Below are 25,896 nucleotides of genomic sequence, written 5' to 3'. Positions count from 1 at the left end.
ACAGGGGCGGTCCAAATGCCGCTTGCCCCCCGCCCGCTGCTGGCCTGGAACCCGCGATGCAGGTCTATCTGCCGATCGCCGAGATGTCGGTGGATGCCTTCCTGCTCATGGGCATCGGCTTCGGCGTGGGCTGGCTCTCCGGCCTGTTCGGCGTCGGCGGCGGCTTCCTGCTGACGCCGCTGCTCATCCTCGTCGGCATCCCCTCCCCGGTCGCGGTCGCCTCCGGCGCCAACCAGACCCTCGGCGCCTCGGTCTCCGGCCTGATCGCGCAGTGGCGGCGCGGCAATGTGGACGCGAGGATGGGCACGGTGCTGCTGGCGGGCGGGTTCGTCGGCTCGGTTGCGGGCGTGCAATTGTTCGCCCTGCTCCGGCGGGTGGGCCAGGTCGACCTGGCCGTCTCGCTCTTCTACGTGGTCGTTCTCGGCACGGTCGGCGGGTTGATGGTGGTGGAGAGCGTGAAGGCGATCCTCCGCCGCCGCACCGCCACGCGCCGGAAGCTGCACGAGCATTTCTGGGCGCACGGCCTGCCGCTGAAGATGCGGTTCCGGAAATCCCGCCTCTACATCTCGGTCATTCCGCCCTTCCTCATCGGGGCCGGCATCGGCCTGCTCTCGGCGGTCATGGGCGTCGGCGGCGGCTTCATGCTGGTGCCGGCGATGATCTATCTGCTCGGCATGCCGACCTCGGTGGTCATCGGCACCTCGCTCTTCCAGGTGGTCTTCGTCGCGGCCAATGTGACGCTGCTGGCGGCGGTGCAGCTCGGCACCGTGGACGTGCTGCTGACCCTGCTGCTGCTGGCGGGCGGCGTGGCCGGGGCGCAATTCGGCGCCCAGATGGGCACGCGGCTGCGGGGGGAGGAGACGCGGGCGCTGCTCGGCCTGCTCGTGCTCGGCGTCGCGCTCAGCCTGCTCTGGGGCCTGCTGCGGCCGCCGGAGAACCTGTTCAGCACCGGGCCGGCGCTGTGAGGCCGGCGGCCCCGCCAGCCGCCCGGTGCCGCGGGGCCATCGGGCGCGCCGGGGCCGCGGCCCGCCCCGGGTCCCGCTGGCCCGCCCGGATGCTGGCCGGCCTGCTGTTCCTGCTGCCGGCGCTGCCGCTGCGCGCCCTGGCGCAGGAACTGCCGCTGGTCGCCGCCCTGTCGCGGACGGATATTGAGGTCACCACCGGCTTCACCGGCGCTTCCCTCGTCGTCTTCGGCAGCACGGAGCAGCCGATCGGCCCGGGCGGGGATGAGGTGATCGTGGTCGCCCGCGGGCCGACGCGGCCGATCGTGGTCCGCCGCAAGGTCTCGGTCGCCGGCGTGATCTGGGTGAACGGCCCCTCCGCCCGCTTCTCCGGGGTGCCCGGCTACTACGTGGTCTCCGGCACCCGCCCGGCCTGGCAGATCCTGCCGGAGGAGGAGCGACTGCGGAACGCGCTCGGCCTCGATGCCCTGCCGCTCGCCAGCACCGGCGCCCGTTCCCCCAATTTCCGCGCCGCGCTGCTGGACCTGGAACGGAAATCCGGCCTGTGGCTGGAGGACAGCGAGCCGGTCGAGATCGCCGGCAGCCGGTTGTTCCATGTACGGTTGCCGCTGCCGGCCTCGGTGCCCACCGGCGACTACCGGGTGGAGGTGCTGCTGGTCCGCTCCCGCCGGATCGTGGCGCGGCAGGAACTGGAATTCCGCGTGGACCGGGTGGGCATGGCGGATCGCGTCGCGACCGTCGCGCAGAACCAGCCGCTGGTCTACGGTGTCGTCTGCATCCTGTTCGCCGCCCTGGCGGGGTGGCTGGGCAGCGTGCTGTTCCGGAGGGGCTGATGGCCGAGACCGCGGCGGAGAAGGCAGCGACCGCCAAGCGGGACCGCGTCTTCCTGGTGGTGGTGGACGACAGTCCGGAGCGAGAGGTGGCGCTGAAATACGCCTGCCTGCGCGCCCGCAACGGCGGCGGGCGGGTCGCCCTGCTCCGGGTGGTCGAGCCCGTGCCGATGATCGAATGGGCCGGCGTCGGCGTGCTGATGGCCGAGGAGCGGCGGGAGGAGGCGGAGAAGCTGCTCTCCGGCCTCGGCGCCCAGGTGCAGGAGATCACCGGCGGGATGCCGATCCTGCTGATCCGGGAAGGCGAACCGCGCGACGAGCTGCTGGCGCTGCTGGAGGAGGATCCGCGGATCTCGATCCTGGTGCTGGCCTCGGCGGCGGCCGGCAGCGGCGGGCCCGGGCCGCTGATCACGGCGCTGACCGGGCGCCATGGCAGCCGGCTGCGGGTGCCACTGACGATCGTGCCCGGCGGGCTGGACGACAAGGAGTTGGAACGGGTGACCTGAGGCGACGCCGGTTGATGCCGAAACCGCCGCCCCGCCCCGCGGCTTCGAGAGGCCAGGGACGCCCGGCCCAACCGTTCCGCGCAGGCCGCTGGCATGACCCACAGGCCGGCCATGCGCCCCCCGCGGGTTGCGCCGGGGGGTAAAACCGACCAATTTGGTCCGGAAATCCGCAGGCCAGGACCGGACCCATGTTCATCGAGACCGAAGGCACCCCGAACCCCGCGACGCTGAAATTCCTTCCCGGCCAGGAGGTGATGGGTGAGCGCGGCACCGCCGATTTCGCCAGCGCCGAGGCCGCGGCCCGCAGCCCGCTGGCCGCCCGCATCTTCGCCCTGCCGGGCGTCGCCCGGGTCTTCCTGGGCCATGATTTCATCACCGTGACCGAGGACGGGGCGCATGGCTGGCAGAACCTGCGCGCCCAGGTACTCGCCGCCATTGCGGACCATTTCCTCTCCGGCTTGCCGGTGCTGGAGGGCGCGGAGGAGAATGGCGAGGGCGATTACGACCCCGCCGATGCCGAGGTGGTGGAGCAGATCAAGGAACTGCTGGACACCCGCGTCCGCCCGGCCGTCGCCGGCGATGGCGGCGACATCGTCTTCCGCGGCTTCCGCGACGGCATCGTCCGGCTGCACCTGCAGGGCGCCTGCTCGGGCTGCCCGTCCTCCCGCGCCACGCTGAAGCATGGCGTGGAGAACATGCTGCGGCACTACGTGCCGGAGGTGGTGGCGGTGGAGCAGGTGGAGGCCTGACACCGACGGCCGTCGATGGTGACCCATCCACGGCCCTCTCGATCACCAGGCGGTTCGTGGCGGAAAGCCTGGCCAGGCTGCACGGGCGGCGATGCGCATCCGGACGCGCGGCATGAGTGGAAGATTCATGCCGCCGGCATGAGGCATCCGCCGCTGCTGCGCCGTTTGCGCCGGCCGGGCATTCCCATCCCGGCAGCCTGAGGCACCCGTGACACTTGGCGCGGACATGCCGCCGCATGTCCCGCCTCGAACACCGCCGGTCCCCTGGGCCCTGGCGTCGCGGCAGTGGCTGCGACGCGCCTTTGCGCGCCCGGCCGCCCTGTGGCCGGCAGGGCAGGGCCATCCCGCCGGCCAGAACCCGAGGGCGCCGGGCCGGGCGACATCGTCAGGGGTTGGTGTCCGCTGTGGCCGGTGTCGCCGCCGGGGAGGCCCGCCGCCCGGCGGCGACACCGGCCAGCCAGCGCTCGCGGTAGCGGATGCGCAGCCGGCCTGGCGAGGGCGGCATCAGCCGCGCGCCCCAGGCCGCGACGCGGTAGGCGAGGATGCGTGACAGCAGCGGCGCGGGAAGACCCGTCAGGAGTGGACGCCCGGCGGAGAGCGCGCCGGCATGGTTCCGCCCCTCGCCGATGCCGTAGCGGAAGGCGCGCTCGAGGATCCAGCGCTCCTCGATCTGTTCCGGCCGGACGATGTGGCGGACGCGGGCGCTCGCCTCGAACCAGCCGCGATGGCCTTGCGCCTCAAGCCGTCGCAGCAATTCCGTCTCGCTGCCCATGGCGTAGAGCGGGTTGGCGGCATCCGGCCCGACATGCTCGGCGAAGCGCGTGCCTGCTTCGAAGACGGAGCGGCGGATGGCCATGTTCGGGCCGAAGATGTCGCCGAAGCCGCAGGGTCCGCTCGGCCGTTCCTTCTTGGCATAGAGGACGCTGAACTCGACCACCTCCTCCGACAGCCAGGGCGGGATCGGCGCGGGCCAGTCCGGCAGCACCGTTCCGCCGAACAGCATGGCCTCGGGATGCGCGTCCACCGCCGCGCGCAGCCGGATCAGCCAGTCCGCTTCCGGCAGCACGTCGTCATCGGTGAAGACGGCGAGATCGCCTTCGAGATGCGGCAGGGCGGCATTGAGCGCACGGTTCTTGCCCGGCGCCTGACAGTGCAGCAGCGTCACCGGCAGGCGGCTCGCGCGGGATCGCACCACCGCTCCCGTCGCATCCATGCTGCCATTGTCGACGATGAGCAGCCGCCAGCCACCGACGGGAGCATGCAGCGCGGCGAAAGCCTCCAGCACGCGGGGCAGGCTGGCCGCGCGGTTGCGGGTGGCGAAGACGACCGTCAGCATCTCAGCCGGACACGTCTGGAGACGTGACAGGGACGGTGGCGACGCCATCGCCGCATGGCGCGCGATGCCGGCAGAGGCGATCAGGGCCCGGCCTGCGCAGGGGAGCAACGCCGGGGCGCTGCATGAACCTGCCCTGCCGGCCCACCACGATCAGCAGAACGTTCTTCCGCTGTGCCATGCTCCGCCTCCGGCTCGCTTTCAGCCAGTTAATCCATTGTCCACGACAATCGTATGACGGATGCAGGTAGTTTCCGTGACGGTCAACCCGGGATTGCTCTTGCCCGGAGGCTCTCTTGCGGTCCTGCGACAGTGCATCGGCCGGCGAGGTGCGGGATCCCTGCTTCACGGACGGCAGTTCACTGCCGCGATTATTGTGCTTTTGGTCCGCTGGCGCCCCATGTCCGCCATCAGCGACGGCGATCTCGAGCCGAGGCTGGGGGCGTGGCACCCTGTGCACGCGCACCACCATCTTCCGCCGGATCCAGACCTGTGCGCTGGAGATCGGAAAGCGGGGCCGGATTCCCCCGCGCCTGCGCAGCGGAACATGCAGGATCGCGGAAACCTGCATCCGGCTGGACGGCTGCTGGATGCAGCCGCAGCGCGCGGTGGACCGGAAGTCGGCCCGCGCTGGCGCCGTCAGGGAGATGAAGGAAGAGGGCGGGCCCGACGACGGCAGGCCGGATGTCCCGGCGACATGGCGGAACAGGACCGCCGTCGCACGGAACGCCCGGCCAGTTCCGGGCCCAGCTTCGGCAGCATCCGGGCGGTGCGACGAAAACTGACGGGCCCCGGGGCGTTGGCATGGTCAGGACGGGGCAGGTGCGGAAATCCGGGGGTAACGCCCCGCGACTCGCGCGGCCCCTGTCGCCGGCCTGATCCGAGTCGCGCCCTGCGGCCGCCCATCCTGCCCGTCTGCAATCCGTGGCGCTCCGCGCAACAGCCCCGTCCGGACGGACCGGCTGCTGTCAGCGCAAGCTCCGCGGGAGCCACAACGCAACCTCCGGCCAGAGCAGCAACAGCAGCAGGCACAGCACCTGGATGAACATGAATTCGAACATGCCCCTGTAGATGGTGCTGAGACCCCACTGCGGCATGACATTCTTCAGGTAGTAGGCCGACATGGCGACCGGTGGCGAGAGGAAGGCCGTCTGCAGGTTCACCGCGACCAGGGCCCCGAACCAGATCAGCAGGTCGGCCCGGGGCAGCCCGAGATCGAGCTTCTCGACCACGGGCAGGCAGATCGGCAGGAAGACGAGGATGATGGCCGGCCATTCGAAGGGCCAGCCAAGAATGAAGAGGAGGACCATCACGACCAGCAGCTTGCCCATATCCGGCAGCGGCAGGGTCAGCAGGGCGTTGGCGATCAGGTCGGAGGCGCCGAGCCTGGTGAAGACCGCCCCGAACACGTTCGAGGCCACCGCCAGGAACAGCACCATGCTCGAGGTGAGCAGGGTCCCGACGGCGGCGTTCCTGAGGGACTGCAAGGTGAGCTTGCGATAGAGCAGCGCCAGCAGCGTCGCGCCGGCCGCGCCGCAGGACGCAGCCTCCGTCGCGGTCGCAAGGCCCGCCAGGATCGTGCCGAGGGTGAAGGCGATCAGCGTGCTCAGGGGCACGACGCCGACCAGCACCTCGCCGATGATCTTCATCGGGTCCCGCACCCGCTCCGCCGGCGGCACCGGCGGCCCGAGTTCCGGATTGAGGAAGCTGCGGCCGAGGCAGTAGAGCGCATACATCGCGGCCAGCAGGATTCCGGGACCGAGGGCGGCGGCGTAGAGGAAGTTCACCGGCACGCCCATGGTCGGACCCATGACGACGAGCATCACGCTCGGCGGGATCAGGATGCCGAGCGTGCCGCCCGCGGCGATCGCCCCGGCCGAGAGCTTCGCGTCATAGCCCGCCCGCACCATGACAGGCCCCGCCATGATGCCGAGCACGGTGACGGCCGCACCGACGATTCCGGTCGCCATGGCGAAGATGGCCGCGGTCAGGATCACGGTCACGAAGAGCGCCCCGCGGACCGGGGCGAAGAGGTTGCGCAGGGCCAGGAACAGCCTCGCCATGAGGCCGGCCTGCTCGGTCATGAACCCCATGAAGATGAAGAGCGGCACGGCGGGAAGGATGTCGTCCTTCATCGTGCCCCAGATCTGCAGATAGGCGAGATTGAAGGTGAGATCGGATCCGAGCCCGATCGAGCCGAAGAGCAGGGCGATGAAGAGGAGCGTGAAGGAGATCGGGAAGCCGATGAAGATCACGCCGATCATCGACAGCAGCATCAGGAGGCCAAGCCCAGCCTGCCAGGTCATCATCCGCCCCCCATATCCGGCCCGGTCGGCCCTTCGGGCGCGAATGACGGGCCCTGCGCCGTCATCCCTCCCGCGGCCCGCATCCCGCTAGATCTCGATCTTCTCGTGGTGGTCCAGCGCCTCGCCGGTGCGGGCGGCCCAGAACGACTTCAGCAACTCGGACACGCCCTGGAGCATCAGCAGAAATGCCGCGAGCGGGATGGCCCCGCGCAACGGCCAGATGATCGGCTGCCAGGTGGAGAGCGTCGAACGCTCGTCCATCTCCCAGGAATAGAGGAATTCCTCGAGCGACAGCCGGAAGAGGATCAGCATCGTCGGGAAGAAGAACAGGACGAAGGCGATGGTGTCGATGATCCCCTTCTTCCGCTCCGAGAACTTCTCCCATAGCATGTCGGTCCTGACATGCGCGCCCTTGCGCAGGGCGTAGGCGGCGCCCAGCATGAACAGCGCGCCATAGGACATCACCGTGACGTCTGCGGCCCAGGCCGTGGGCTGCCGCCAGACGTAACGCATGATCACCTCGACCGTGTTGGCCAGCACCAGGGGCACGATCAGCAGGGCCACGACATATCCCAGGACCTCCGTGATCCTGTCGATGGTCCTGATCGTGCGGAGATAGCCCCGCGACGGCGTCAGCATACGACCACTCACCCTGCAATCCCCCGCAGCCGGCGCCGCCCCAACCTGGCGCGGGCGCCCGCCGCGGGCGCCCGCGGACCTCCGGCGCTACCGGGCCTCGGGCCAGTAGTGATCGGCTGCCAGCTTGTACTCGGGATGGGTGAAACGCCGCGTGGCAACCACCCGGGAGGCGAAGCCGCGCTGCGACTCATAGACCTTCCTGAAGAAGGCGTTCTTGGCCGCCTCATCCGCCGCGATTTGGTCCCAGGCCTCCAGCGTCTTGCGCAGGATGTCCTCGGGCGTGCGATGCACCGTCACGCCGTGCTTCTCGCGCAGTTCGGCCACTGCCGCCGCATTCTTCACATGCGTGGTGAGCATCGCCTGGATCGTCGCCTCGAGGGCCGCCGTACGGATGATCTCCTGCTGCTCCTTGGGCAGCCGGTTCCAGGCCTCGCTGTTGATCAGCAGTTCCAGCACCGTGGCCGGCTCGTGCAGCGAGGTGAGATAGAAGTGCTTCTAGATGGTGTGGAAGCCGATCTGCATGTCCTCGGCCGGCCCTACCCATTCGGCGCAGTCGATGACGCCGCGCTCGGCGGCAGGGACGATCTCGGCGCCCGGCATGTTGACGGTCGCCATCCCGGACCGGGAGAACACCTCGGAGGTGATGCCGGTCTGGCGGCACTTGCGCCCGCGGAGGTCTTCCCAGCTCGATATGGCGGACTTGAACCAGCCGAGCGACTGCGGCGAGGCGGCGGTCAGCGGCACAGGCACCACGTTCCGCCGCAGGACATCCCGATAGAATTCCTGGTAGAGCGCCAGCCCGCCGCCTTCATTCAGCCAGCCGAGGTAGTCGAGCGTGTCCATGCCGAAGGGCCCGCCGGGCGCCGGGCCGAACAGCGTCGCGGCCCGGTTGCGCCCCACCCAATAGGCCGGTGCGGAATGCGCGCAGTCGATGATCCTGCGGTGGGTCGCGTCGAGCACCTCGAAGGCGGGGACCAGCGCGCCGACCGGCAGCATCTCGATCTCGAGCTTGCCGCCGGAGAGGGCCTTCACCCGCTCCGCAAAGAACTTTGCATTCTCATGGAACAGGCCGGACGGCGGGAAGGCCGACTGGCAGCGCAGCTTGGTCTGCGCCTGCGCGGCGGTGGCACCAACGGCCAGCAGCGCCACGCCGCATGCGACAAGAAGTCGAGACAGCTTCCCGAGCACGATTGAACCTCCCATTCCTGCCAGCCTCAATGCCGGGCCGGCTTGCTTGGCAGGCTACTTGGGGCGTTCGGCCGAATCAACCGCCCCGGCGCGGCCCGACATCCAGAGGCGCAGGAGGCGCAGGAGGCGCAAGATGCGTTCCTTCGCATCCGCAGCATCTCCTCGGGGCCAGCAAGTTCCCGCCTGGACGGACCGCAGGGATGGGAAAATGGATCGCCCTCTCCTGCCTCGGGCAATGCGCCGGGGCTTGAGGAAGCGGGGAAGGAGAGCGTGCTTCCCGTGCTTCGGCATGCGCAACTCATCGCCCGTGAACGACGAAGCAGCGCGGAGACACGGATGACCGGGCGCGCGCGCCGCCCACGCATCGGCGCATCCCGACCGATGCCGGGCGGCACGGAGCGGCAATCGCCGCCGCGACGGATGAAGCTCTCGACACGGCCATCCCGAAGCTGACGGTCAGGCCGCCTTGCCCATGCTGCCGGGCGAAGGATGCCACGGGGACGGGTGGAAGGCTTGGCCTCGGCGGGATGCGGGCGGCGGGATTCGAACCCGCACGGGGTTTCCCCCACGAGTTTTTAAGACTCGACCGGCTACCCTTTCGGCACGCCCGCGGGAACGCGGCACGGGGAGCGGCACGGCGCGCGGGTCCTATACCCATCGCCCCGGCAACCCGTCCACCCGCCCGATCCGCTCCGGCCTCCGGCTGCCGATCGCGTGGCCGGACTGCATGGGGAAGGGCCTGCTCCTCCGCCGGAAGAAGCCGCCCCGCCATGGCGCCTCGGGCAGGCGGCACCGGCACGCCCATGCCAAGGGGGTTGACGCATCGGCCCTCTATGTATACGCTCGCCTGCATGCCGAAGGCCCCTGCCGCGCCTGCTGCCGTCCCGCCCCGCGTGGACTACGCGTCCAGGGACTACTGGGCGGGCACGATCAAGATGGGCCTATCCAAATTCTTCATCCTGCGCGTCCTGCATGACGGGCCGATGCACGGCTACGACCTCGCCCGTTCGGTCGAGCGGACCACGCGCGGCTGCTGCTCCCCGACCGAGGGCACGATCTACCCCGTGCTGCGGGAGTTCGAGGCCGGGGGCTTCGTCACCGCTGCCGATGAGGTGGTGCAGGGGCGCCAGCGCCGGGTCTATGCGCTGACCGATGCCGGCCGCGCCGCCTTCCGCGTCGCGCTCGATGCCTGGATGGAGGCGACCGCGGCGCTGCAGGACACCGGCCGGGCCTTCGCGGCCGCCGACCGCGCCCGCGAGAAGCGCGATGCCGACAATGCGTGCTGCCGATGACCACCCGGCGCGCCTCTTTCCACGCCCCGATACCTCAAGCCTCTATGCATCCAGGAGTGGGATCATGAGCGGATCGAGCCTCCCCGTCGCCGTCATCGGCGGCGGTCCCGTCGGCCTCGCGGCGGCCGCACAGCTCCTCGCCCGCGGTCTCGAGCCGCTGGTGCTGGAGGCGGGGCCGGAGGCCGGACACGCCGTCCGCGCCTGGGGCCATGTCCGGATGTTCTCGCCCTGGGCATTCAACACCGACGCTGCGGCCCGGGCGCTGCTGGAGGCCGAGGGCTGGTCGGCGCCCAACCCGGACCACTACCCGACCGGCGCCGAACTGGTGGCGGACTACCTCGCCCCGCTCGCCGCGACGGCGGCGCTGCGTGGCCGCATCCGCACGGGCGCGAAGGTGGTGGGCGTGGCGCGCCGGGATCGCGGCCGGCTGCATGACGGCGGCAGCCGTGATGCCGCGCCGTTCATCCTGCATGTCGAGACCTGCTGCGGCATCCAGGCGATCGAGGCGCGTGCCGTGATCGACTGCACCGGCACCTGGCAGGCGCCGAACCCCGCCGGCGCGCATGGCCTGCCCGCGCCCGGCGAGACGAAGCACGCCGCGCGCATCGCCTATGGCATCCCCGATGTGCTCGGGACGGCGCGCGCCACCTATGCCGGCGCGACCACGCTCGTCGTCGGCGCCGGCCACTCCGCGATGAACGCGGTGCTCGACCTGGTCGAGCTGGCGAAGGCGGCCCCGGGCACGCGCATCCTCTGGGCCTTCCGGCGGCCGCTCGCCGCGGTGAATTTCGGCGGCGGTGCGAAGGATGGCCTGGCGCAGCGCGGGGAACTCGGCGCGCGCGCCCAGGCGCTCGTGGAATCCGGCGCCGTGACGGCGCTCGCCCCCTTCCTGATTGACCGCATCGCGGAGCAGGACGGCGCACTGGCGGTGACCGGCCGGCAGGAGGCGCGCGCGACCACGCTGCGCGCCGACCGCATGATCGTCGCGGCGGGCTTCCGGCCCGACCTCTCCTTCCTGCGCGAGGTGCGGCTCGCCCTCGACCCCGCCGTCGAGGCCACGCCGGCGCTGGCGCCCCTGATCGACCCGAACCTGCATTCCTGCGGCACCGTCCGGCCGCATGGCGAGGCCGAGCTGCGCCATCCGGACAGCGGCTTCTACATCGCCGGCATGAAGAGCTACGGCCGCGCGCCGACCTTCCTGCTCGCCACCGGCCATGAGCAGGTGCGCTCCATCGCCGCCTTCCTCGCCGGCGATGTCGAGGCAGCCCGGCGGGTGGAGCTGGTCCTGCCGGAGACGGGCGTCTGCTCGACCGACAGGACACCTGCCGGGGCGGCCAGCGCCTGCTGCGGCCCGGCCGCTGAGGCGCCGGTGCTGGCGCCCCTGGCCGCCACGGGCGGAAGCTGCTGCGGCCCGGCCAGGGCACCCGCCCCGAGGGGCAGCGGCTGCTGCGGCTGAGGAGGGGCACGTGACCGCCGCCGCGCCCGCGGCACCGCCGGAGGCACGCCGCGTCGTCCTCGCGCTGGGGACGACGCAGACCCTGTCCTGGGGCTCGTCCTACTAACTGCCGGCGATCCTCGCCGCGCCGATGGCGACGGAGTTCGGCATCCCGGCCTCCTGGGTGTTCGGCGCCTTCTCCGCCGCGCTCGTCCTCTCGGCCCTGCTCGGCCCGATGGTGGGCCGCGCGATCGACGCCCGGGGCGGGCGCGGGGTGCTCACCGCCTCCAACCTGGTGCTCGCAGCCGGCCTCGCGGGCCTCGGGCTCGCCCAGGGGCCGGCCAGCATGGCGGCCGCCTGGCTGGTGCTCGGCATCGGCATGGCGATGGGCCTCTATGACGCCGCCTTCGCCACGCTCGCCGGCCTCTACGGGCGGGCGGCCCGCGGGCCCATCACCGGGATCACCCTGATCGCCGGCTTCGCCAGCACGGTCGGATGGCCGCTCTCCGCTCTGATGGAGGAGGCCTTCGGCTGGCGCGGGGCCTGCCTCGCCTGGGCGGGGCTTCACCTCCTGCTCGGCCTGCCGCTGAACCGCCTCCTGGTGCCGCCGGCGCCACCGCCCGAGCGCGGCAGCGCCGCTGCCGTCGCGGGCCCGCCGCCGCCGCGCTTCGCGATGCCGCTGCTGGCCTTCGTCTTCTCGGCGACCTGGTTCGTCACCGGCGCCATGGCGGCGCACCTGCCGGCCATGCTGCAGGCCGCCGGCGCCAGCACGGCCGGTGCCGTCGCCGCGGCGGCCCTTGTCGGGCCGGCGCAGGTCGCCGCGCGGGTTGCCGAGTTCGGGCTGCTCCGGCGCTTCCACCCGCTGGTCTCGGCGCGGCTGGCGACGATCGGGCATCCGCTGGGCGCGATCGCGCTGGTGGCCTTCGGCGGGCCGGGGGCCGCGGCCTTCGCGGTGCTGCACGGCATGGGCAACGGCGTGCTGACGATCGCCAAGGGAACGCTGCCCCTCGCCGTCTTCGGGCCGGCCGGCTATGGCGCGCGACAGGGCCTGCTGGCCGCGCCGGCACGGCTGCTCCAGGCGGCCTCGCCCTTCGTCTTCGGCCTGCTGCTGGAAGGCGCCGGGGTCGGGGCCGCCCTGCTGGTCACCACGGCGCTGTCGCTCGCGGCCTGCGCCGCGCTCCTCGTCCTGCGGCCCGCGCCATCGGGACCCGTCCACGGGTGACCCGCCGGGGCGCGCCGGGTCAGGCGCCCGGCCCGATCATCCGCCCCGAGGCATATGCGCCGTGGCGCCTATCCATCGCCCGCCGCGCCCCGCTGCGCAGCAACCGGCCATCCTGCGGATCCCTTGCCCCGCGCCGCGCCACCATATATATCGTCCTTCGACGATTTACGAAGAGGCGATGCAAGGACGTGAGCAAGCGCACCGCCCCGCAGCCGCTCGCTGCTGACGAGGAACTCGCGACACTGGCAAAGGCCCTGGCACACCCCGCGAGGGTCCGCGTGCTGCGGCTGCTGGCGCGGCGGGAGGGCTGCATCGGCTGCGACATCGTCGCCGATCTGGAACTCGCCCAGTCCACCGTCTCCGAACACCTCCGCATCCTCAAGGCAGCGGGGCTGGTGGAGGGCGAGGTGGATGGGCCGCGCATCTGCTACCGCCTGAGCCGCGACGGGCTGGCGCATTTCAAGGCGCTGGTGGCCGCGCTCTAGAGCAGATCGCGGAGGGGCGTGAACGCCCCGCAGCGTGAATCTGCTCTACGGACAATGGCCTGCAGCGGATTGGCGTTCATTTTTGAACGCAATCCGCTGTAGGGCAGGTCGCAGGCGGGCGTGAACGCCCACAGGCGGGACTCTGCTCCGCAACCAATGGCCTATGGCGGATGGCGTTCGGTTCCCGACGCCATCCGCTGTCCTCACCGCTTCAAACCACCGGAAAGCCGGGCCGCATGTCCTCCTTCGAACGCTACCTCTCGCTCTGGGTCGCCCTCTGCATCGCCGCGGGCATCACGCTCGGCAGCCTCTTCCCGGGCCTGTTCCGGCTGCTTGCCGATCTCGAGTATGGCTCCGTCAACTTCGTCGTCGCGGTGCTCATCTGGTTCATGGTCTACCCGATGATGGTCGCGGTGGACTTCTCCAGCCTCCGCCGGGTCCATGAGCGCCCGAAGGGCCTGGTGATCACGCTGGTGGTCAACTGGCTGGTGAAGCCCTTCACCATGGCGGCCCTCGGCGTGCTGTTCTTCGAGCACGTCTTCGCCGGGCTGATCGACCCGGCGGATGCGGGGCAGTACATCGCCGGCCTCATCCTGCTGGGCGCGGCGCCCTGCACCGCGATGGTCTTCGTCTGGTCCCAGATGACGCGCGGCGACGCCAATTACACGCTGGTGCAGGTCTCGCTCAACGACGTGGTGATGATCTTCGCCTTCGCGCCGATCGTCGCCCTGCTGCTCGGCGTGACCGACATCGCCGTGCCGTGGGAGACGCTGCTGCTTTCCGTCCTGCTCTATGTGGTCATCCCGCTCGCCGCGGGTGTCGTGACGCGGCTTCATCTCACGGGGCGGGTCGGGCCGGGCGTCTCGGCGGAAGCGGAGGTCCAGCGCTTCACGGGCCGCATCAAGCCGCTCTCGGTGCTCGGGCTGCTGGCGACCGTCGTGCTGCTGTTCGGCTTCCAGGGGCGCGTCATCCTGGAGCAACCCCTGCTGATCGCGCTGATCGCGGTGCCGCTGCTGATCCAGTCCTACGGCATCTTCGCGCTGGCATATGGCGCGGCCTATCTCTGGCGCGTGCCCTTCAATGTCGCCGCCCCCTGCGCGCTGATCGGCACCTCCAACTTCTTCGAGCTCGCGGTCGCCGTCGCCATCGGCCTGTTCGGGCTGAACTCCGGTGCGGCGCTGGTGACCGTGGTCGGCGTGCTCGTCGAGGTGCCGGTGATGCTCTCGCTGGTCGCCTTTGCCAACCGCACCAGCGCCTGGTTCCCGGCGGCCGACAGCGAAGCCGCTGCCCGCGGCCGGATGAGGGGCACGCGCGAGGAGAAGGCCTGACACGCGCCCGCTAGAGCCATTTCACTCCGACCGGAATCGCGATTGGGGCTTCCGGCGCGGGGCGGATGTGTGATTCATCGGGCTCCGGTGATCGGACCGGAGGCGGCCATGGTTTGGCGATCGGGCCAAGCGTATTCGCAGGATCTGCGGGATCGTGTGCTGGCGGCGGTGGATGGCGGTCTGCGTGTGCGCGAAGCAGCCCCGCTGTTCCGGGTGAGCATCTCCTACATCTACAAGGCGCTGGAGCGGCGGGCAGCGACGGGCGAGACGGCGCCCTCGGCCCGCGGCGGCCGACAGCGCCAGCCGGTGCTGTCCGGCTACGAGGCGGCGCTTCTTGCGCATCTGCGCGCCAACCCCGACGCGACGCTGGCCGAGCTGCGGCGCTGGCTGTTCGAGACGCGCGGGGTGAGCATCAGCGTGGGCGCGCTATGGAACGGCCTGGACCGCCTGGGCTGGACGCTCAAAAAAAGTCGCAGCATGCGGCGGAGCAGGAGCGCGCCGACGTCGCCGCAGCCCGCGCCAGGTGGCGCGACGCCCAGCCCGGCTTGAACCCGGCCCGCCTCGTCTTCCTCGACGAGAGCGGCTTCAGCACCAACATGGCCCGGCGCCAAGGGCGCAGCCCGCGTGGCAAACGCCTCGTTGCCGCCGTGCCGCACGGCCACTGGAAGACCTCGACCCTCGTTGCCGGGCTGCGCCTGGGCGGCATCGTCGCACCGCTCGTCCTCGACCATCCGATGAACGGCGTCACCTTCCGCGCCTATGTCGAGCAGCACCTGGCGCCCACGCTCTCGCCCGGTGACATCGTCGTCTGCGACAACCTGCAATGCCACAAGGCGCCTGGCGTGCGCGCCGCCATCGAGGCGCGCGGCGCCGAGCTCCGCTTCCTGCCGCCCTACTCGCCCGACCTGAACCCGATCGAGCAGGTCTTCGCCAAGCTCAAGAACCTCGTCCGGACCGCCGCGCCTCGCGACGTCGAGACCCTCTGGAACACCATCGGCCAGAGCCTCGGCCGCTTCTCAGCAGCCGAGTGCGCCAACTACATCGCATACTCAGGCTATCCACAGATGATGTGAAAACGCTCTAAATCCTGACCTGCAGCCGCCGCAGGCGGCTGAGCGCCCGGATGGGCGCCGCGCCTTATGGCGCGTAGCCAAGCCGCCGGAGGCGGCGCCGGCGACTGAGGCCACATAAATGTGCCAGCATGTATGCGGGACGGTATGACACGCGCCACCGCCGGCCTCGCGCGGTATCCGCTCCGGCGGGGGCCGCTTGCAGGCATGCCCGGAGCACCGGCCCCGCGCCCTCTCCGGCTGGCAGGGCGCGCGGGGCCGGCCGCGTGCGGCCGCTCAGCCCCCCGCCACGCCCTGGGTGTTCACATAGAGCGAGAAGAGCGACTGCGCCGCCGTCATGAACAGCCGGTTCCGGTTGCGGCCGCCGAAGCAGACATTGGCGCAGCGCTCCGGCAGGTGGATATGCCCGATCGGCGTGCCCCCGGCATCGATGACGCGCACGCCGTCATGCTCCGCCGTCATGCCCCAGCCGCACCAGAGATTGCCGTCCACGTCCACGCGGAAGCCGTCCGGCGTCTCGCCCGGCCGGCAGGCATAGAAGACGCGGCGCTTCGCAAGCTTCGTGCCGCCCGCCACGTCATAGGCCAGGATGTTGCGCGGCTCGCTCCGGCTCTCGATGACATAGAGGATGCTCTCATCCGGGCTGAAGGCCAGGCCGTTCGGGTGGTCGATGTCATCCGCCACCAGCGTGATCTCGCCGGTCTGGCCGTCCACGCGATAGACATGCGTGTGCGGCAGCTCGGCCTGGCACTTGATGCCCTCATAGAAGGCATAGGTGCCGAAGGGCGGGTCGGTGAACCAGATGCTGCCGTCGCTCTTCACCACCACGTCGTTCGGGCTGTTCAGCCGCTTGCCCTGGTAGCTGTCGGCGAGGACGGTGATGGCGCCGTCATACTCGAAGCGCACCACGCGCCGCCCGGCATGCTCGCAGGCGATGATGCGGCCCTGCCGGTCCCGCGTATGGCCGTTGGCGTTGTTGGAGGGCTTGCGCCAGACGGAGACCGCGCCCGTCTCCTCCTCCCATTTCAGGACGCGGTTGTTCGGGATGTCGGACCAGAGCAGGCAGCGGGCATCGCCCAGCCAGACCGGCCCTTCCCCCCAGCGGCTGCCGGTCCAGAGCTTCTCCACCGCCGAGAGGGCCAGGTGGTATTTCCGGAAGCTGGGGTCGAGCGCGACGATGGACGGGTCCGGGTAGCGTTCGCTGGGCTGCCAGGTCATGCGCGTTTCCTCTCCGTGGTTGGGCCGATCCTGCCGGGCTGGCGGGCGGGGTCAAGCCTCGCCCTCCCGGCCGGGGCGGCGCTAGCATGCGGGCAAGAGGGAGGAGACCGGCCATGCATATCCGCGCAACGGAGCCCCCCGCCGCGCCGCCGGCGGGCGCCGAGGCGGTACCGGACAGCCGCGGCCTGAATCTCTGGCGCGCCGATCCCTGGGCGGCACCGCTGCTCGGCCTCTACCTGCCGCCCGACCTGCTGGCGCATCTCTCGCCGCATCTGGACCGCATGGGGGCGCTGGCCGGGGACAGGCTGGATGAGCTGGCCGGGATCGCGGACCGCAACCCGCCGGTGCTGCGCCAGCGCACCCGGCGCGGGGAGGACCGGCAGGCCATCGACTATCACCCGGCCTATCGGGAGATGGAGCGGATCGCCTTCGCGGAATACGGCCTGGCCGCCATGTCGCATCGCGGCGGGGTGCTGGGATGGCCGGCGCCCATGCCGCCGGTGGCGAAATACGCGCTCACCTATCTCTTCGTGCAGGCGGAATTCGGCCTGTGCTGCCCGCTGTCGATGACCGATGCGCTGGCCCGCACGCTGCGCCGCTTCGGCGAGCCGGGCCTGGTCGCGCGCTACCTGCCCGCCCTGACCGCGACCGACCTGGATGCGCTGCGCCAGGGCGCGATGTTCATGACGGAACAGGGCGCGGGCTCGGACATCGCCGCGACCTCCGTGCTGGCCGAGGAGGCGGCGGACGGCGGCTGGCGCCTTTCGGGCGACAAGTGGTTCTGCAGCAATCCCGATTGCGGCATGGCGCTGGTGCTGGCGCGCCGCAAGGGTGTTTCCGGCATGCGCGGCGTCTCGCTCTTCCTGCTGCCGCGCGACCTGCCGGACGGCACGCGCAACAGCTACCGGATCGTGCGGCTGAAGGACAAGCTGGGCACGAAAAGCATGGCGAGCGGCGAGGTGCGGCTGGAGGGTGCGGCGGCCTTCCTGGTCGGCGAGCCGGAGGCGGGCTTCCGGCAGATGGCGGACATGGTCAACGCCTCCCGCCTCTCCAACGGCATGCGCGCCGCGGGGCTGATGCGCCGCGCGGTGACCGAGGCGATGTTCGTCGCCCGCCATCGCATCGCCTTCGGCCGGCGGCTGATCGAGATGCCGCTGATGCGCCGGCAGCTCCTCAAGCTGGTGCTGCCGATGGAGCAGGCGCGCAGCATGGTCTTCCAGGCGGCGGAAGCGCTGCGCCGCAGCGATGCCGGGGAGGAAGGCGCCTATCCCCTGCTCCGCATCCTGACGCCGCTGCTGAAATTCCGGGCGTGCCGCGACGCCCGCAAGGTGACGGGCGACGCCATGGAGGTGCGCGGCGGCTGCGGCTACATCGAGGAATGGGCCGACCCGCGCCTGCTGCGCGACAGCCATCTCGGCAGCATCTGGGAAGGCACCAGCAACATCGTGGCGCTGGACGTGCTGCGCGCCGCGCAGCGCGAAGGCTCGCTGCCCGTGCTGCGCGCCCATGTCGCGGCGCTGCTGGGGAATGGCGAGCGCCTGCCGGAGGCGCTGCCGCTCCTCGACCGCGCCGCGGCGCTCACGGCGCGGGCGCAGGAGAACCCGGCGCTGGCGCGGCAAGCGGCGAGCGCGCTCTACCACCTCACCAGCGCCGCCGCCATGGCCTGGGAGGCGGCGCGGCTGGGGGATACCGCGCGCCTCGATCTGGCGAGGCTCGTCCTCACGCATCGCGTCCTGCCGAAGGACCCGCTGGCGGACAGCGACGAACCCGTCACCGACGAGCTGCTTTCCAGGGTCCTGGCCGTCTGAGATACAGGGGGACGCATCCCCCTGCAGGCCCGCCGTTTCCGTGAGTTGCTCCAGGCGCCATGCTCCTCCGGCTCATCCTCCAGACAGCCAGCATGCTCGCCTTGCAGGGCATGGCGCTCCTCGCCGGCGCGGGCACAGCGCGCTGGCCGGCGGGCATCGCCTTCCTCGCCATCCTCGGCACCGGCAGCCTCGCCATGGGCCTCTGGCTGCTGCGGCGCGATCCCGCCCTGCTGCGGGAGCGCATGACGCTGCCCATCCATGCCGACCAGCCAGGGCATGACAAGCTGCTGCTGCTCGCCCTCGGCCTGCTCTGGTTCGCCTGGCTCCACGCCATGGGCGCCGATGCCGCCGCGCGCGGCTTCGCCGGGCTGCCATTCGCGCTGCATGCGCTCGGCGCGCTGCTGCTGCTGGCCGGCCACGCCCTGATCGCCTGGACCTTCGCCGCCAACAGCTTCGCCTCCCCCGCCCTGCGGCTGCAGCGGGACCGAGGCCACCGCGTGATCGACACGGGCCCCTACGCCTATGTCCGGCACCCCATGTATGCCGGCGCGCTGCCCCTCTTTCTCGGCATTCCACTCTTCCTCGGCAGCCCGCTCGGCCTGCTGGCCGTCCCGGTCTTCGTCGGCCTCCTCGCCCTCCGCACCCGCTGGGAGGAGCAGGCGCTGCGCCAGGGCCTGCCAGGCTACGCGGCCTATGCGCAGCGCGTCCGCCACCGCTTCGTGCCCGGGCTCTGGTGAGCGCCGCGCCCGGGTCCCCCGCTCCGGCCAGAAACCTGCTGCCCCACCGGTCGCGCGGACGGCCGCGGGGCGGCAGGCGGGGGCCTGATGCGCCCCTTGCTCACCCCTCCCGCCGCAGCAGCTCGAGCGCGGCGAGCAGCATCCGCTCGTACTTCTCCCGCGCCGCCTTCGTGCTCTCCGGCGTCCAGTGCCAGAAGCCTTCGCCGGTCTTGGCGCCGAGCTTCCCTTCCTGCACCAGCCGCGTGATGGTCGGGCCCGGCGTGGTGCGGTTGGTCAGGGAGGGATAGATCGTGCTGGCGGCGGCGAGCTGCGTCTCCAGCCCCGCCAGCTCCTTCTGCAGGATCGGCCCGGCGCCCATGATCCGCATGCCGAAGGTGAAGCGCACCGCCTTGTCCACGTCCTCCGGGCTCGCCAGCCCCTCGTCGATGGCGTTGAAGGCTTCCCGCACCATTGCGTGCTGGATGCGGTTCGCCAGGAAGCCCGGCACGTCGCGGGCGACGCGGATCGGCACGCGGCCGAGGCTCGCCATGATCTCCGCGAGGCGCTCGCAGGCGGCATCCTCGGTATGCTCGCCCTTCACCACCTCCACGCCCGGCACCAGGTGCGCCGGCAGGAAGAAGTGCAGGTTCGCCATGCGCCCCTGCGTCGCGCAGCCCTCGGCGATATCGGTGATGCGGAAGCCGGAGGCATTGCTGGCCACCGGGACGCCCGGCGGCACCAGCCGGTCCAGCTCGGCGAAGACCTGGCGCTTCAGCGCCAGCTTCTCCGGCACCGCCTCCACCACCACATCGGCATCCGAGAAGCCGACATCCTCGAGCGAGGCGACCAGGTCCAGCGCATCCACGCGCGCCGCCGGCGCGCCGAGCTGGGAGAGGGAGAGGGCGACGCGGTCGAGCCGCGCCGGCCAGCTCGCGCGGTCGGGCTCCACCGCCGTCACGCGCCAGCCGCCGGCCAGGAAGATGGCGGCGATGTCGCAACCCATCAGGCCGAAGCCGATGATGGCGGCATGTCCCTTGGCGGGTTCCGGGGGCATCGGGGCGTTCCTCGTGCTGGCCCCGGAACCCTATTCCGCCGCGGCCTTGCTGGCGAGGGGCGCCGCCGGCAGGACCACGGAGCCCAGATTGGCCACCCGGATCTTCGCCGCCGCCTCGTCATAGAGGAAGGGCAGCACGGCAAAGCGCGTGCCGCGCGTCACCGGCGTCGCCTCATGCAGCAGGGAGCAGGGAGCAGGAGAAGACCACGGCCCCGCCCGCGGGCGGGCGGTAGCGGCGCGGGCCGAATTCCGGGAACCACAGCTCGCCGCCCTCGAAATCGTCGTTGAGGTTGATCGAGACGGCGAAGCGCCGGTGCGCGGTGCCGGCCGTGGTGTTGTCGCGATGCGCGCGGAAATGCCCGGCCGTCGCGGCCTCGTAGCAGGCGATGATGTAGCGCTCGATCCGGGTCGCCTCGAACTGGAAGGCCTTGCGGATCTCCGGCACCAGCCTGCGCCCGAGACGGGCGCGGATCGCCGCCTGCAGCGCCGGATCCTCGATCTGGCAGTCGGCACGCCGCTTCCGGCTGTGGTCGTAGACGCCAATGGTCTTGCCGTCCCGCTCCACCATGAAGCCGCTGTCCTGCCCGCCCTGCCGCTCATAGAGGGCGATCAGGTGGCGGCAGAACTCCGGCTCGAAGACCCTCGGCAGCAGCAGCACCGGGGCCGGCGTCTCCTGCCCGGCATGCAGTTCCGGCGGCGGCAGGTGGCGCAGCCGCCCGGCCAATTCGCCGATCCGCGGCAGCGGCGCCATGGCGATGACCCGCAGCATCGGGTCGAGCAGGAAGGCCGCCTCCGCAATGAGCGGAGCGCCGCCCTGCGGGTCCGGCCTGAGCAGCCCATAGGCGCGGTACGCCGCGCCCTCCGCATCGGCCAGCACGCGGAAGCCCGGGATGCGGTCCGGCGGTTCCTGGCCGTTGCGCGGCCCAAGGGTCACGAGGAAGCCGCAGCCCCGTTGGTCATCCAGCAGCCCCTCCGCCCGCAGCGGCTCCATGGCGGCGGCCGCCGCGGCGGCCGCCGGCCCCCCGGCAGGGCCGACGAAGGCCAGCAGCACGTAGCGGCCGGCGACGGAGGCGAAGCTGTAGCGCGGATTGCCGGCGGAGGCGGCGTGGAACCACGGTACCGGCTCGCCGGGCAGGGGCGGCTGGATGTCGAGGGCGGTGGCCGACATGGCGGGGAACCCCTGGGGAGGATCACCGCGATCTAAAGACGGGATGACGAAAATTCAATCAAAGGTTGCCCTGCCTTGCCGCCCGCGGCGCGGACCAGATGCCCGGCCGCACCGCCGCCGCCGTGATGGTGCCATAGGCGGTGATGCCGAGCGCGACCGCGACGAACTGCCCCGTCAGGCCGAAGCCCAGCAGGTCCGACAGCACCCAGCCGCCGCCGACCGCGAGCAGGATGCGCGACAGCGCCGCCGCCACCGGCCAGCGCATCCGCCCCGCCCCCATCGAGGCGAAATAGAGCGCCATGCCGACCCCGAAGCCCGGCAGCGCCCAGCCGATGATGGCCAGCGCCTGGGTCGCGATCGCCACCACCGCGGGGTCGCTGCTGAAGGCGGCCGCCGTCATGCCGGGGAAGAGGGCGACGAAGACGCCGACGCCCGCCGTGACCGCCAGCGCCATCAGCGCCCCGGCCCAGGCGGTGCGCCGCGCCGTCACCCAGTCCCCCGCGCCGACCGCGCGGCCGACCAGCGCCGTCAGCGCCGAGCCGACGCCGAAAGCCAGCGGCACCATCAGGAATTCCAGCCGGGCCGAGACGCCATAGGCCGCGACCGCCGCCGCGCCATGCTGCGCGATGCGGGCGGTGACCAGGATCGTCGTCAGGTTGGCGATGGTCGCCATGACGCAGGCGATCAGCCCGACCGAGAGGATGCGGCCGAAGAGCGCCCGTTCGAGAGGAAGGCGCCACCGATTCACGCTCCGGGCCCCTGGCCCTCCGCGATCGGAGGCGAGCGGCACACGGAACGTCGGCCGGAAGCCCGCCCCGCCCGCCAGCACCACCGCCGCCATGCCGGCCGTCGCCGCCGTCATCACCAGGGCGAAGGCGATGCCGGCCCCCGCCAGGCCGAGGCCGGCCGGCTCCATCAGCGCCCAGGCCAGCGGGACATAGCCGAGCCAGGCGATGAGCAGCACGCGGGAGGCGAGCGCATGCCGCCCCCCGCCGCGCAGGACGGAAGCCAGGGTATTGGCCAGCCAGGCCGGGATGGCGCCCGCGCCGAACAGCCAGGCGCAATAGGCGGCGGCGGCCTCGGCCGCCTCCGCCCCGCCGATCAGGCCGAGGATCTCCCGCGGGAAGCCGGCCAGCAGCACGGCATAGACCAGGCCGAAGCCGAGGGCGATGACCACGGCATGGAGAACCAGCGCCGAGGCTTCCTCCCGCCGGTTGGCGCCGAGGGCGCGGGCGATGGCGGACACCACCCCGCCGCCCATGGCACCGGTGGACATCTGCTGCAGCAGCAGGGCGAAGGGCAGCACCACTGCCCAGCCGGCCAGCGCCGCCGTGCCCTGCCGCGCCGCCAGCCAGGGCTCCACGAGCTGGCAGAGCGACTGCACCGCGGCGACCAGCGTGGTCGGGGCGGCCAGCGTCAGGACGCGGCGCAGCAGCGTCGGGAGCGGCGGCGCGGCGGGCGGCGGCGCGAGCGTCGCGGCGGGGGCGAGGCCGTCAGCCATGCTCGGCGTCCCCGCCGAAGCGCGCGCGGGTGGCCTGGCCGGCGCCGGGGCCGGGCAGCACCCGGATATCCTCCGGCCGCAGCGGCGTGCCGGCGGAGGAGAGCACCGGCGGGGCCTGCACCGGCCGGCCGGTCGCGGCTTCCTCCAGCACCACCGGCGGTCCTTCCGGCCCGGTCATCCAGCGATCGGCCCAGGCCTTGAGGGCGAGATAGGCCGGGAAGAAGTCGCGGCCCTTCTCGGTCAGCCGGTATTCGTGCCGCGCCCCTGCCCCCCTGGTTTCGGAGAGGGGGACCCTCTCCAGCAGGCCATGCTCGGTCAGCTCCCTGAGGCGGGCCGAGAGGATGTTGGGGGCGATGCCGAGATTCTGCTCGAACGCGTCGAAGCGGGTGGTGCCGTAGAAGGCCTCCCGCAGGACCAGCATGGCCCAGCGTTCCCCGAGCACCGCCATGGAGCGGGCGACGGGGCAGCGCATCCGGGTGAAGTCGGTGCGGCCCATGGATGGACGTGTCCTTGTTGGCTTGCGTCATGCAAGCATTCCGGCTTGCAGGATGCAAGCTTTTCCGCCGCACGCCCGCCAGCCCCGCGGGATGGCGCCTGCCGGGGCGCCAGGCTCGCTCCGCAACGCTGCTTCCCGGCCGGGCCGTGAGGGCGGAGCGGCGTCAGCCCTGCCGGGCCAGGGCCGCCAGCCCCAGCATGGCCGCGTCCGGCCGCATGATCAGATGCGCCGGGATCGGCGCCAGCCAGTCCCGGAACCGTCCCTTGGCCTCGAACCGCGCCCGGAAGCGGGAGGCGGCGAGGAATTCCGGGAAGCGCGGGCAGATGCCGCCGGCCACGTACACGCCGCCCCTGGCGCCGTAGAGCAGCGCCAGGTCGCCCGCGACGCTGCCGAGCTGGGCGCAGAACATCTCCAGCGCCTCCCGGCAGGTCCGGCATTCCCCCGAAAGGCCGCGCGCCGTGATGGTCGCCGCCTCCAGCGGCTCCGTCGCCACGTCGTCGAGGGCGCTGAGCGCGGCATGGATGTTCTCGATCCCCTGGCCGGAGAGCAGCCGCTCGGCCGAGACATGGCCGTGCCGGGCGCGCAGCCATTCCACCACCGCCGCCTCCCGCGCGTCATGCGCGGCGAGGCTGGCATGGCCGCCCTCCGTCACCAGCACCCGGTCCGGCGGCAGGAAGGCGCCGACGCCGAGGCCGGTGCCGGGGCCAAGCACCGCCATGGGCTCCCCCGGCGCGCCGGTGCCGCCGCCGAGCGGATGGAGGTCGGCGCCGGAAAGGTGCGGCAGGGACCAGGAGAAGGCGGCGAAATCATTCACCACCCGCACCCGGCCGATGCCGAGCGCGGCGGCGATCTCGGCGCCGTCCACCACCCAGTCCCGGTTGGTCAGCGTCACGCGGTTCTGCTGCACCGGGCCGGCGACGGCCAGCACCGCGGCGGCCGGCGGCGGGCGGCCGCCGAGGAAGTCCGCGATGGCGGCGATGATGCCGGTGAAGCCGGACAGCGGCAGGTTCACCGGCGGCGTGTAGGACTCGCCCTCCAGCAGGGCGAAGCGGGCATTGGTGCCACCGATATCGGCGAGGAGCATCGTCATCCCACCAATCTGGAGGGACGCCGCCCCTCCAGGCCACCCCGGCCTGGGCCGAAAGACCTTTGGAAACCAGAAGTGAGGAACGCCGCCGGCGCCCCCGGCGATGCATCGCCACAGCCTGGTCCGGGGCCGCCACGGGGATGAACGGGTGCCGTCCGCTACACCGAAGCCGGAGACGCCGGGTCCATCACCGCCCGCGTCCAGGGGAGGCCGGCGCCCCCGGTGCGGCGGCTGTAGCCGGTGGCCCGCGGCACCCCTACCCTGCCGCGAAAGGGAAGGACATGCCGCCATGAAGATCGACCAGGTCTCGCTCACCCTCTTCGCCTGGGAGGGCATCCCGCCCACGCGCTATCACGCCGCGGCGAAGCTGGAGAGCGGCTCCTCCGCCCTCGGCCTGCTGACCATCGGGACCGATGCCGGGCTGCAGGGCCATGCCTTCCTCGGCTCCGCCACCCACACGGCGGCGAATGACGGGCCGGGGCTGATCCGCTTCCTCAAGCCCCTGCTGATGGGCCGGGACCCGCTGGAGCGGGAGGCGCTCGGCGCGAAGCTCTGGCCCATGTCGCGCCTCGTCTCCGTCCGCTCGATCGGCGCGGTGGATGTCGCGCTCTGGGACCTCGCGGGCAAGGCGGCGGGCATGCCCATCCACCGGCTGCTCGGCACCTGCCGGCACAGCATCCCGGCCTATGCCAGTTCGCAGGTGCTGGACGATGCCTCGGCCTATGCCGAGGAGGCCGTCGCCTTCCGCGATGCCGGCTGGGCCGCCTACAAGATCCACCCGCCGCAGCACCCCGCGACCGACATCAGGGTCTGCGAGGCCGTCCGCCGCGCCGTCGGCGACGACTACACCCTGATGCTGGATTCCACCTGGTCCTACGACTTCCCCGCCGCCATCCGCGTCGGCCGCGCCATCGAGAAGCTGGGTTTCCTCTGGTACGAGGACCCGCTGCACGACCAGGACATCACCAACTACGTCAAGCTGCGGCAGAAGCTCGACATCCCGATCATGGCGACGGAATACCCGGCCACCGGCCTCGAATCCTACGCGCCCTGGATCATGCTGCAGGCCACCGACTATCTCCGCGGCGATGTCGCGGTGAAGGGCGGCATCACCACCCTGGTGAAGACCGCACATCTCGCCGAGGCCTTCCGGATGACCTACGAGATCCACCACGGCGGCAATTCGCTGAACAACCTTGCCAATCTCCATGTCGCCTGCGCCATCCGCAACACCACCTTTTTCGAGGTGCTGCTGCCCGACGGCGCGCACAAATACGGCCTGGCGAAGGAGATCGAGGTGGGGCGCGACGGCCTCGTCCATGCGCCGGAGGGCCCCGGCCTCGGCGCCGAGATCGACTTCGACCTGATCGGGCGGAAGACGGTGGCAGTGCTGGAATAGCGCCGCGTCAGCCTGCGCTGACTCCGGCTGGCAGCATCCCGGGGGGAGCGCAGGCGGCCTCAGGCGCGCCCGGACGCCGCTGCGCCCCGGGCCGCCCGCCGCCG

The 25,896-nt window shown here is 71.7% G+C and carries 23 protein-coding genes, 1 tRNA gene and 1 pseudogene; 13 read left to right on the top strand and 12 right to left on the bottom strand.

Annotated elements, in window-relative coordinates:
• Positions 1 to 56 precede the first annotated feature (56 nt).
• From LHA35_RS00235 to LHA35_RS00220, 4 genes are all read left to right on the top strand, one after another.
• Positions 57 to 965 (top strand): sulfite exporter TauE/SafE family protein, encoded by a 909-nt coding sequence (locus tag LHA35_RS00235; protein ID WP_226602997.1) that lies wholly within the window; start codon positions 57 to 59, stop codon positions 963 to 965.
• Between the two features lie 89 nt (positions 966 to 1,054).
• The gene (locus LHA35_RS00230; protein ID WP_226602996.1) at positions 1,055 to 1,795 is read left to right on the top strand and encodes a TIGR02186 family protein; all 741 of its coding nucleotides are present in this window, start codon (positions 1,055 to 1,057) and stop codon (positions 1,793 to 1,795) included.
• Positions 1,795 to 2,298: a universal stress protein gene (locus LHA35_RS00225; RefSeq protein ID WP_226602993.1), complete on the top strand. Its 504-nt coding sequence runs from the start codon at positions 1,795 to 1,797 to the stop codon at positions 2,296 to 2,298. The genes LHA35_RS00230 and LHA35_RS00225 overlap by 1 nt, the downstream gene beginning before the upstream one ends.
• A gap of 188 nt (positions 2,299 to 2,486) precedes the next feature.
• The gene (locus LHA35_RS00220; RefSeq protein ID WP_226602991.1) at positions 2,487 to 3,047 is read left to right on the top strand and encodes a NifU family protein; all 561 of its coding nucleotides are present in this window, start codon (positions 2,487 to 2,489) and stop codon (positions 3,045 to 3,047) included.
• 385 nt (positions 3,048 to 3,432) lie between these two features.
• Here the strand turns inward: LHA35_RS00220 and LHA35_RS00215 are convergent, their stop codons facing one another.
• The 5 genes and pseudogenes from LHA35_RS00215 to LHA35_RS00195 all read right to left on the bottom strand — a co-directional run bounded on the left by LHA35_RS00215 (position 3,433) and on the right by LHA35_RS00195 (position 9,124).
• Positions 3,433 to 4,383 (bottom strand): glycosyltransferase, encoded by a 951-nt coding sequence (locus tag LHA35_RS00215; protein ID WP_226602988.1) that lies wholly within the window; start codon positions 4,381 to 4,383, stop codon positions 3,433 to 3,435.
• A gap of 965 nt (positions 4,384 to 5,348) precedes the next feature.
• Complete coding sequence (locus tag LHA35_RS00210; RefSeq protein ID WP_226602986.1) at positions 5,349 to 6,686, bottom strand: TRAP transporter large permease; 1,338 nt, start codon at positions 6,684 to 6,686, stop codon at positions 5,349 to 5,351.
• An 87-nt stretch (positions 6,687 to 6,773) separates the two neighbouring features.
• Positions 6,774 to 7,337, bottom strand: a complete 564-nt coding sequence (locus LHA35_RS00205) for a TRAP transporter small permease subunit (RefSeq protein ID WP_226602984.1) — start codon at positions 7,335 to 7,337, stop codon at positions 6,774 to 6,776.
• Between the two features lie 75 nt (positions 7,338 to 7,412).
• Positions 7,413 to 8,474, bottom strand: a pseudogene (locus LHA35_RS00200) (TRAP transporter substrate-binding protein).
• A gap of 567 nt (positions 8,475 to 9,041) precedes the next feature.
• A tRNA-Leu gene (locus tag LHA35_RS00195) sits at positions 9,042 to 9,124 on the bottom strand.
• Between the two features lie 240 nt (positions 9,125 to 9,364).
• Here LHA35_RS00195 and LHA35_RS00190 point away from each other — a divergent pair.
• The 6 genes from LHA35_RS00190 (at position 9,365) to LHA35_RS00165 (ending at position 15,348) form a co-directional block, all read left to right on the top strand.
• Positions 9,365 to 9,805 (top strand): PadR family transcriptional regulator, encoded by a 441-nt coding sequence (locus tag LHA35_RS00190; RefSeq protein ID WP_226602982.1) that lies wholly within the window; start codon positions 9,365 to 9,367, stop codon positions 9,803 to 9,805.
• Positions 9,806 to 9,869: 64 nt separating this feature from the next.
• On the top strand, positions 9,870 to 11,261 hold the full coding sequence (locus LHA35_RS00185) for an FAD-dependent oxidoreductase (protein ID WP_226602981.1): 1,392 nt from the start codon (positions 9,870 to 9,872) through the stop codon (positions 11,259 to 11,261).
• A 106-nt stretch (positions 11,262 to 11,367) separates the two neighbouring features.
• Positions 11,368 to 12,462: an MFS transporter gene (locus LHA35_RS00180; RefSeq protein ID WP_338050834.1), complete on the top strand. Its 1,095-nt coding sequence runs from the start codon at positions 11,368 to 11,370 to the stop codon at positions 12,460 to 12,462.
• A gap of 188 nt (positions 12,463 to 12,650) precedes the next feature.
• Entirely contained in the window at positions 12,651 to 12,947 is a 297-nt protein-coding gene (locus tag LHA35_RS00175) for an ArsR/SmtB family transcription factor (RefSeq protein ID WP_226602977.1), read from the top strand.
• A gap of 236 nt (positions 12,948 to 13,183) precedes the next feature.
• Complete coding sequence (gene arsB, locus LHA35_RS00170) at positions 13,184 to 14,275, top strand: ACR3 family arsenite efflux transporter (protein ID WP_226602975.1); 1,092 nt, start codon at positions 13,184 to 13,186, stop codon at positions 14,273 to 14,275.
• A gap of 108 nt (positions 14,276 to 14,383) precedes the next feature.
• Positions 14,384 to 15,348, top strand: a protein-coding gene (locus LHA35_RS00165; protein ID WP_226602970.1) for an IS630 family transposase whose coding sequence is annotated in 2 segments (ribosomal slippage) — positions 14,384 to 14,737 and positions 14,740 to 15,348 — 963 coding nt in all. Because the reading frame shifts where the segments join, the coding sequence is not laid out codon by codon here.
• Between the two features lie 273 nt (positions 15,349 to 15,621).
• Here the strand turns inward: LHA35_RS00165 and LHA35_RS00160 are convergent.
• Positions 15,622 to 16,563 carry an SMP-30/gluconolactonase/LRE family protein gene (locus LHA35_RS00160; protein WP_226602967.1) on the bottom strand — a complete coding sequence of 314 codons (942 nt, stop codon included), beginning with the start codon at positions 16,561 to 16,563 and terminating at the stop codon, positions 15,622 to 15,624.
• A 113-nt stretch (positions 16,564 to 16,676) separates the two neighbouring features.
• Here LHA35_RS00160 and LHA35_RS00155 point away from each other — a divergent pair, with 113 nt between their 5' ends.
• A complete protein-coding gene (locus LHA35_RS00155; RefSeq protein WP_226602964.1) occupies positions 16,677 to 18,371 on the top strand; it encodes an acyl-CoA dehydrogenase family protein in 1,695 nt (564 codons plus the stop codon).
• A 59-nt stretch (positions 18,372 to 18,430) separates the two neighbouring features.
• Positions 18,431 to 19,108: a methyltransferase family protein gene (locus tag LHA35_RS00150; protein ID WP_226602962.1), complete on the top strand. Its 678-nt coding sequence runs from the start codon at positions 18,431 to 18,433 to the stop codon at positions 19,106 to 19,108.
• 100 nt (positions 19,109 to 19,208) lie between these two features.
• Here LHA35_RS00150 and LHA35_RS00145 read toward each other — a convergent pair whose 3' ends face one another.
• The 6 genes from LHA35_RS00145 to glk form a co-directional block, all read right to left on the bottom strand.
• Positions 19,209 to 20,141: a 3-hydroxyacyl-CoA dehydrogenase family protein gene (locus tag LHA35_RS00145; protein WP_226602960.1), complete on the bottom strand. Its 933-nt coding sequence runs from the start codon at positions 20,139 to 20,141 to the stop codon at positions 19,209 to 19,211.
• 30 nt (positions 20,142 to 20,171) lie between these two features.
• Entirely contained in the window at positions 20,172 to 20,303 is a 132-nt protein-coding gene (locus LHA35_RS28530) for a hypothetical protein (protein WP_264185093.1), read from the bottom strand.
• Between the two features lie 10 nt (positions 20,304 to 20,313).
• Positions 20,314 to 21,309 carry a 2OG-Fe(II) oxygenase gene (locus tag LHA35_RS00140; protein ID WP_226602958.1) on the bottom strand — a complete coding sequence of 332 codons (996 nt, stop codon included), beginning with the start codon at positions 21,307 to 21,309 and terminating at the stop codon, positions 20,314 to 20,316.
• Positions 21,310 to 21,367: 58 nt separating this feature from the next.
• Complete coding sequence (locus tag LHA35_RS00135) at positions 21,368 to 22,810, bottom strand: MATE family efflux transporter (protein ID WP_226602956.1); 1,443 nt, start codon at positions 22,808 to 22,810, stop codon at positions 21,368 to 21,370.
• Entirely contained in the window at positions 22,803 to 23,306 is a 504-nt protein-coding gene (locus tag LHA35_RS00130) for a winged helix-turn-helix transcriptional regulator (protein ID WP_226602955.1), read from the bottom strand. Before LHA35_RS00130 ends, LHA35_RS00135 begins: the two co-directional genes overlap by 8 nt.
• Before the next feature lie 163 nt (positions 23,307 to 23,469).
• Positions 23,470 to 24,396 (bottom strand): glucokinase, encoded by a 927-nt coding sequence (gene glk / locus LHA35_RS00125; RefSeq protein WP_226602954.1) that lies wholly within the window; start codon positions 24,394 to 24,396, stop codon positions 23,470 to 23,472.
• A gap of 286 nt (positions 24,397 to 24,682) precedes the next feature.
• On the opposite strand from glk, the gene LHA35_RS00120 reads away from it, so the two are divergent.
• Entirely contained in the window at positions 24,683 to 25,792 is a 1,110-nt protein-coding gene (locus LHA35_RS00120) for an enolase C-terminal domain-like protein (protein ID WP_226602953.1), read from the top strand.
• The last annotated feature ends 104 nt before the right edge of the window (positions 25,793 to 25,896 follow it).

It is taken from the genome of Roseicella aerolata (genome assembly GCF_020523605.1).
Lineage (GTDB): Bacteria > Pseudomonadota > Alphaproteobacteria > Acetobacterales > Acetobacteraceae > Paracraurococcus > Paracraurococcus aerolatus.
The sequence above is the reverse complement of the archived record's forward strand: the minus strand, read 5'-3'. Positions and strand labels throughout refer to the sequence as shown.

What these genes read in the sequence shown, in the direction of transcription:
- LHA35_RS00235 (WP_226602997.1), top strand. Translation starts at nt 57, where the DNA reads ATGCAGGTCTATCTGCCGATCGCCGAGATGTCGGTGGATGCCTTCCTG.
- LHA35_RS00230 (WP_226602996.1), top strand. Translation starts at nt 1,055, where the DNA reads ATGCTGGCCGGCCTGCTGTTCCTGCTGCCGGCGCTGCCGCTGCGCGCC.
- LHA35_RS00225 (WP_226602993.1), top strand. Translation starts at nt 1,795, where the DNA reads ATGGCCGAGACCGCGGCGGAGAAGGCAGCGACCGCCAAGCGGGACCGC.
- LHA35_RS00220 (WP_226602991.1), top strand. Translation starts at nt 2,487, where the DNA reads ATGTTCATCGAGACCGAAGGCACCCCGAACCCCGCGACGCTGAAATTC.
- LHA35_RS00215 (WP_226602988.1), bottom strand. Translation starts at nt 4,383, where the DNA reads ATGCTGACGGTCGTCTTCGCCACCCGCAACCGCGCGGCCAGCCTGCCC.
- LHA35_RS00210 (WP_226602986.1), bottom strand. Translation starts at nt 6,686, where the DNA reads ATGACCTGGCAGGCTGGGCTTGGCCTCCTGATGCTGCTGTCGATGATC.
- LHA35_RS00190 (WP_226602982.1), top strand. Translation starts at nt 9,365, where the DNA reads ATGCCGAAGGCCCCTGCCGCGCCTGCTGCCGTCCCGCCCCGCGTGGAC.
- LHA35_RS00185 (WP_226602981.1), top strand. Translation starts at nt 9,870, where the DNA reads ATGAGCGGATCGAGCCTCCCCGTCGCCGTCATCGGCGGCGGTCCCGTC.
- arsB (WP_226602975.1), top strand. Translation starts at nt 13,184, where the DNA reads ATGTCCTCCTTCGAACGCTACCTCTCGCTCTGGGTCGCCCTCTGCATC.
- LHA35_RS00160 (WP_226602967.1), bottom strand. Translation starts at nt 16,563, where the DNA reads ATGACCTGGCAGCCCAGCGAACGCTACCCGGACCCGTCCATCGTCGCG.
- LHA35_RS00155 (WP_226602964.1), top strand. Translation starts at nt 16,677, where the DNA reads ATGCATATCCGCGCAACGGAGCCCCCCGCCGCGCCGCCGGCGGGCGCC.
- LHA35_RS00150 (WP_226602962.1), top strand. Translation starts at nt 18,431, where the DNA reads ATGCTCCTCCGGCTCATCCTCCAGACAGCCAGCATGCTCGCCTTGCAG.
- LHA35_RS00145 (WP_226602960.1), bottom strand. Translation starts at nt 20,141, where the DNA reads ATGCCCCCGGAACCCGCCAAGGGACATGCCGCCATCATCGGCTTCGGC.
- LHA35_RS00140 (WP_226602958.1), bottom strand. Translation starts at nt 21,309, where the DNA reads ATGTCGGCCACCGCCCTCGACATCCAGCCGCCCCTGCCCGGCGAGCCG.
- LHA35_RS00135 (WP_226602956.1), bottom strand. Translation starts at nt 22,810, where the DNA reads ATGGCTGACGGCCTCGCCCCCGCCGCGACGCTCGCGCCGCCGCCCGCC.
- LHA35_RS00130 (WP_226602955.1), bottom strand. Translation starts at nt 23,306, where the DNA reads ATGGGCCGCACCGACTTCACCCGGATGCGCTGCCCCGTCGCCCGCTCC.
- glk (WP_226602954.1), bottom strand. Translation starts at nt 24,396, where the DNA reads ATGACGATGCTCCTCGCCGATATCGGTGGCACCAATGCCCGCTTCGCC.
- LHA35_RS00120 (WP_226602953.1), top strand. Translation starts at nt 24,683, where the DNA reads ATGAAGATCGACCAGGTCTCGCTCACCCTCTTCGCCTGGGAGGGCATC.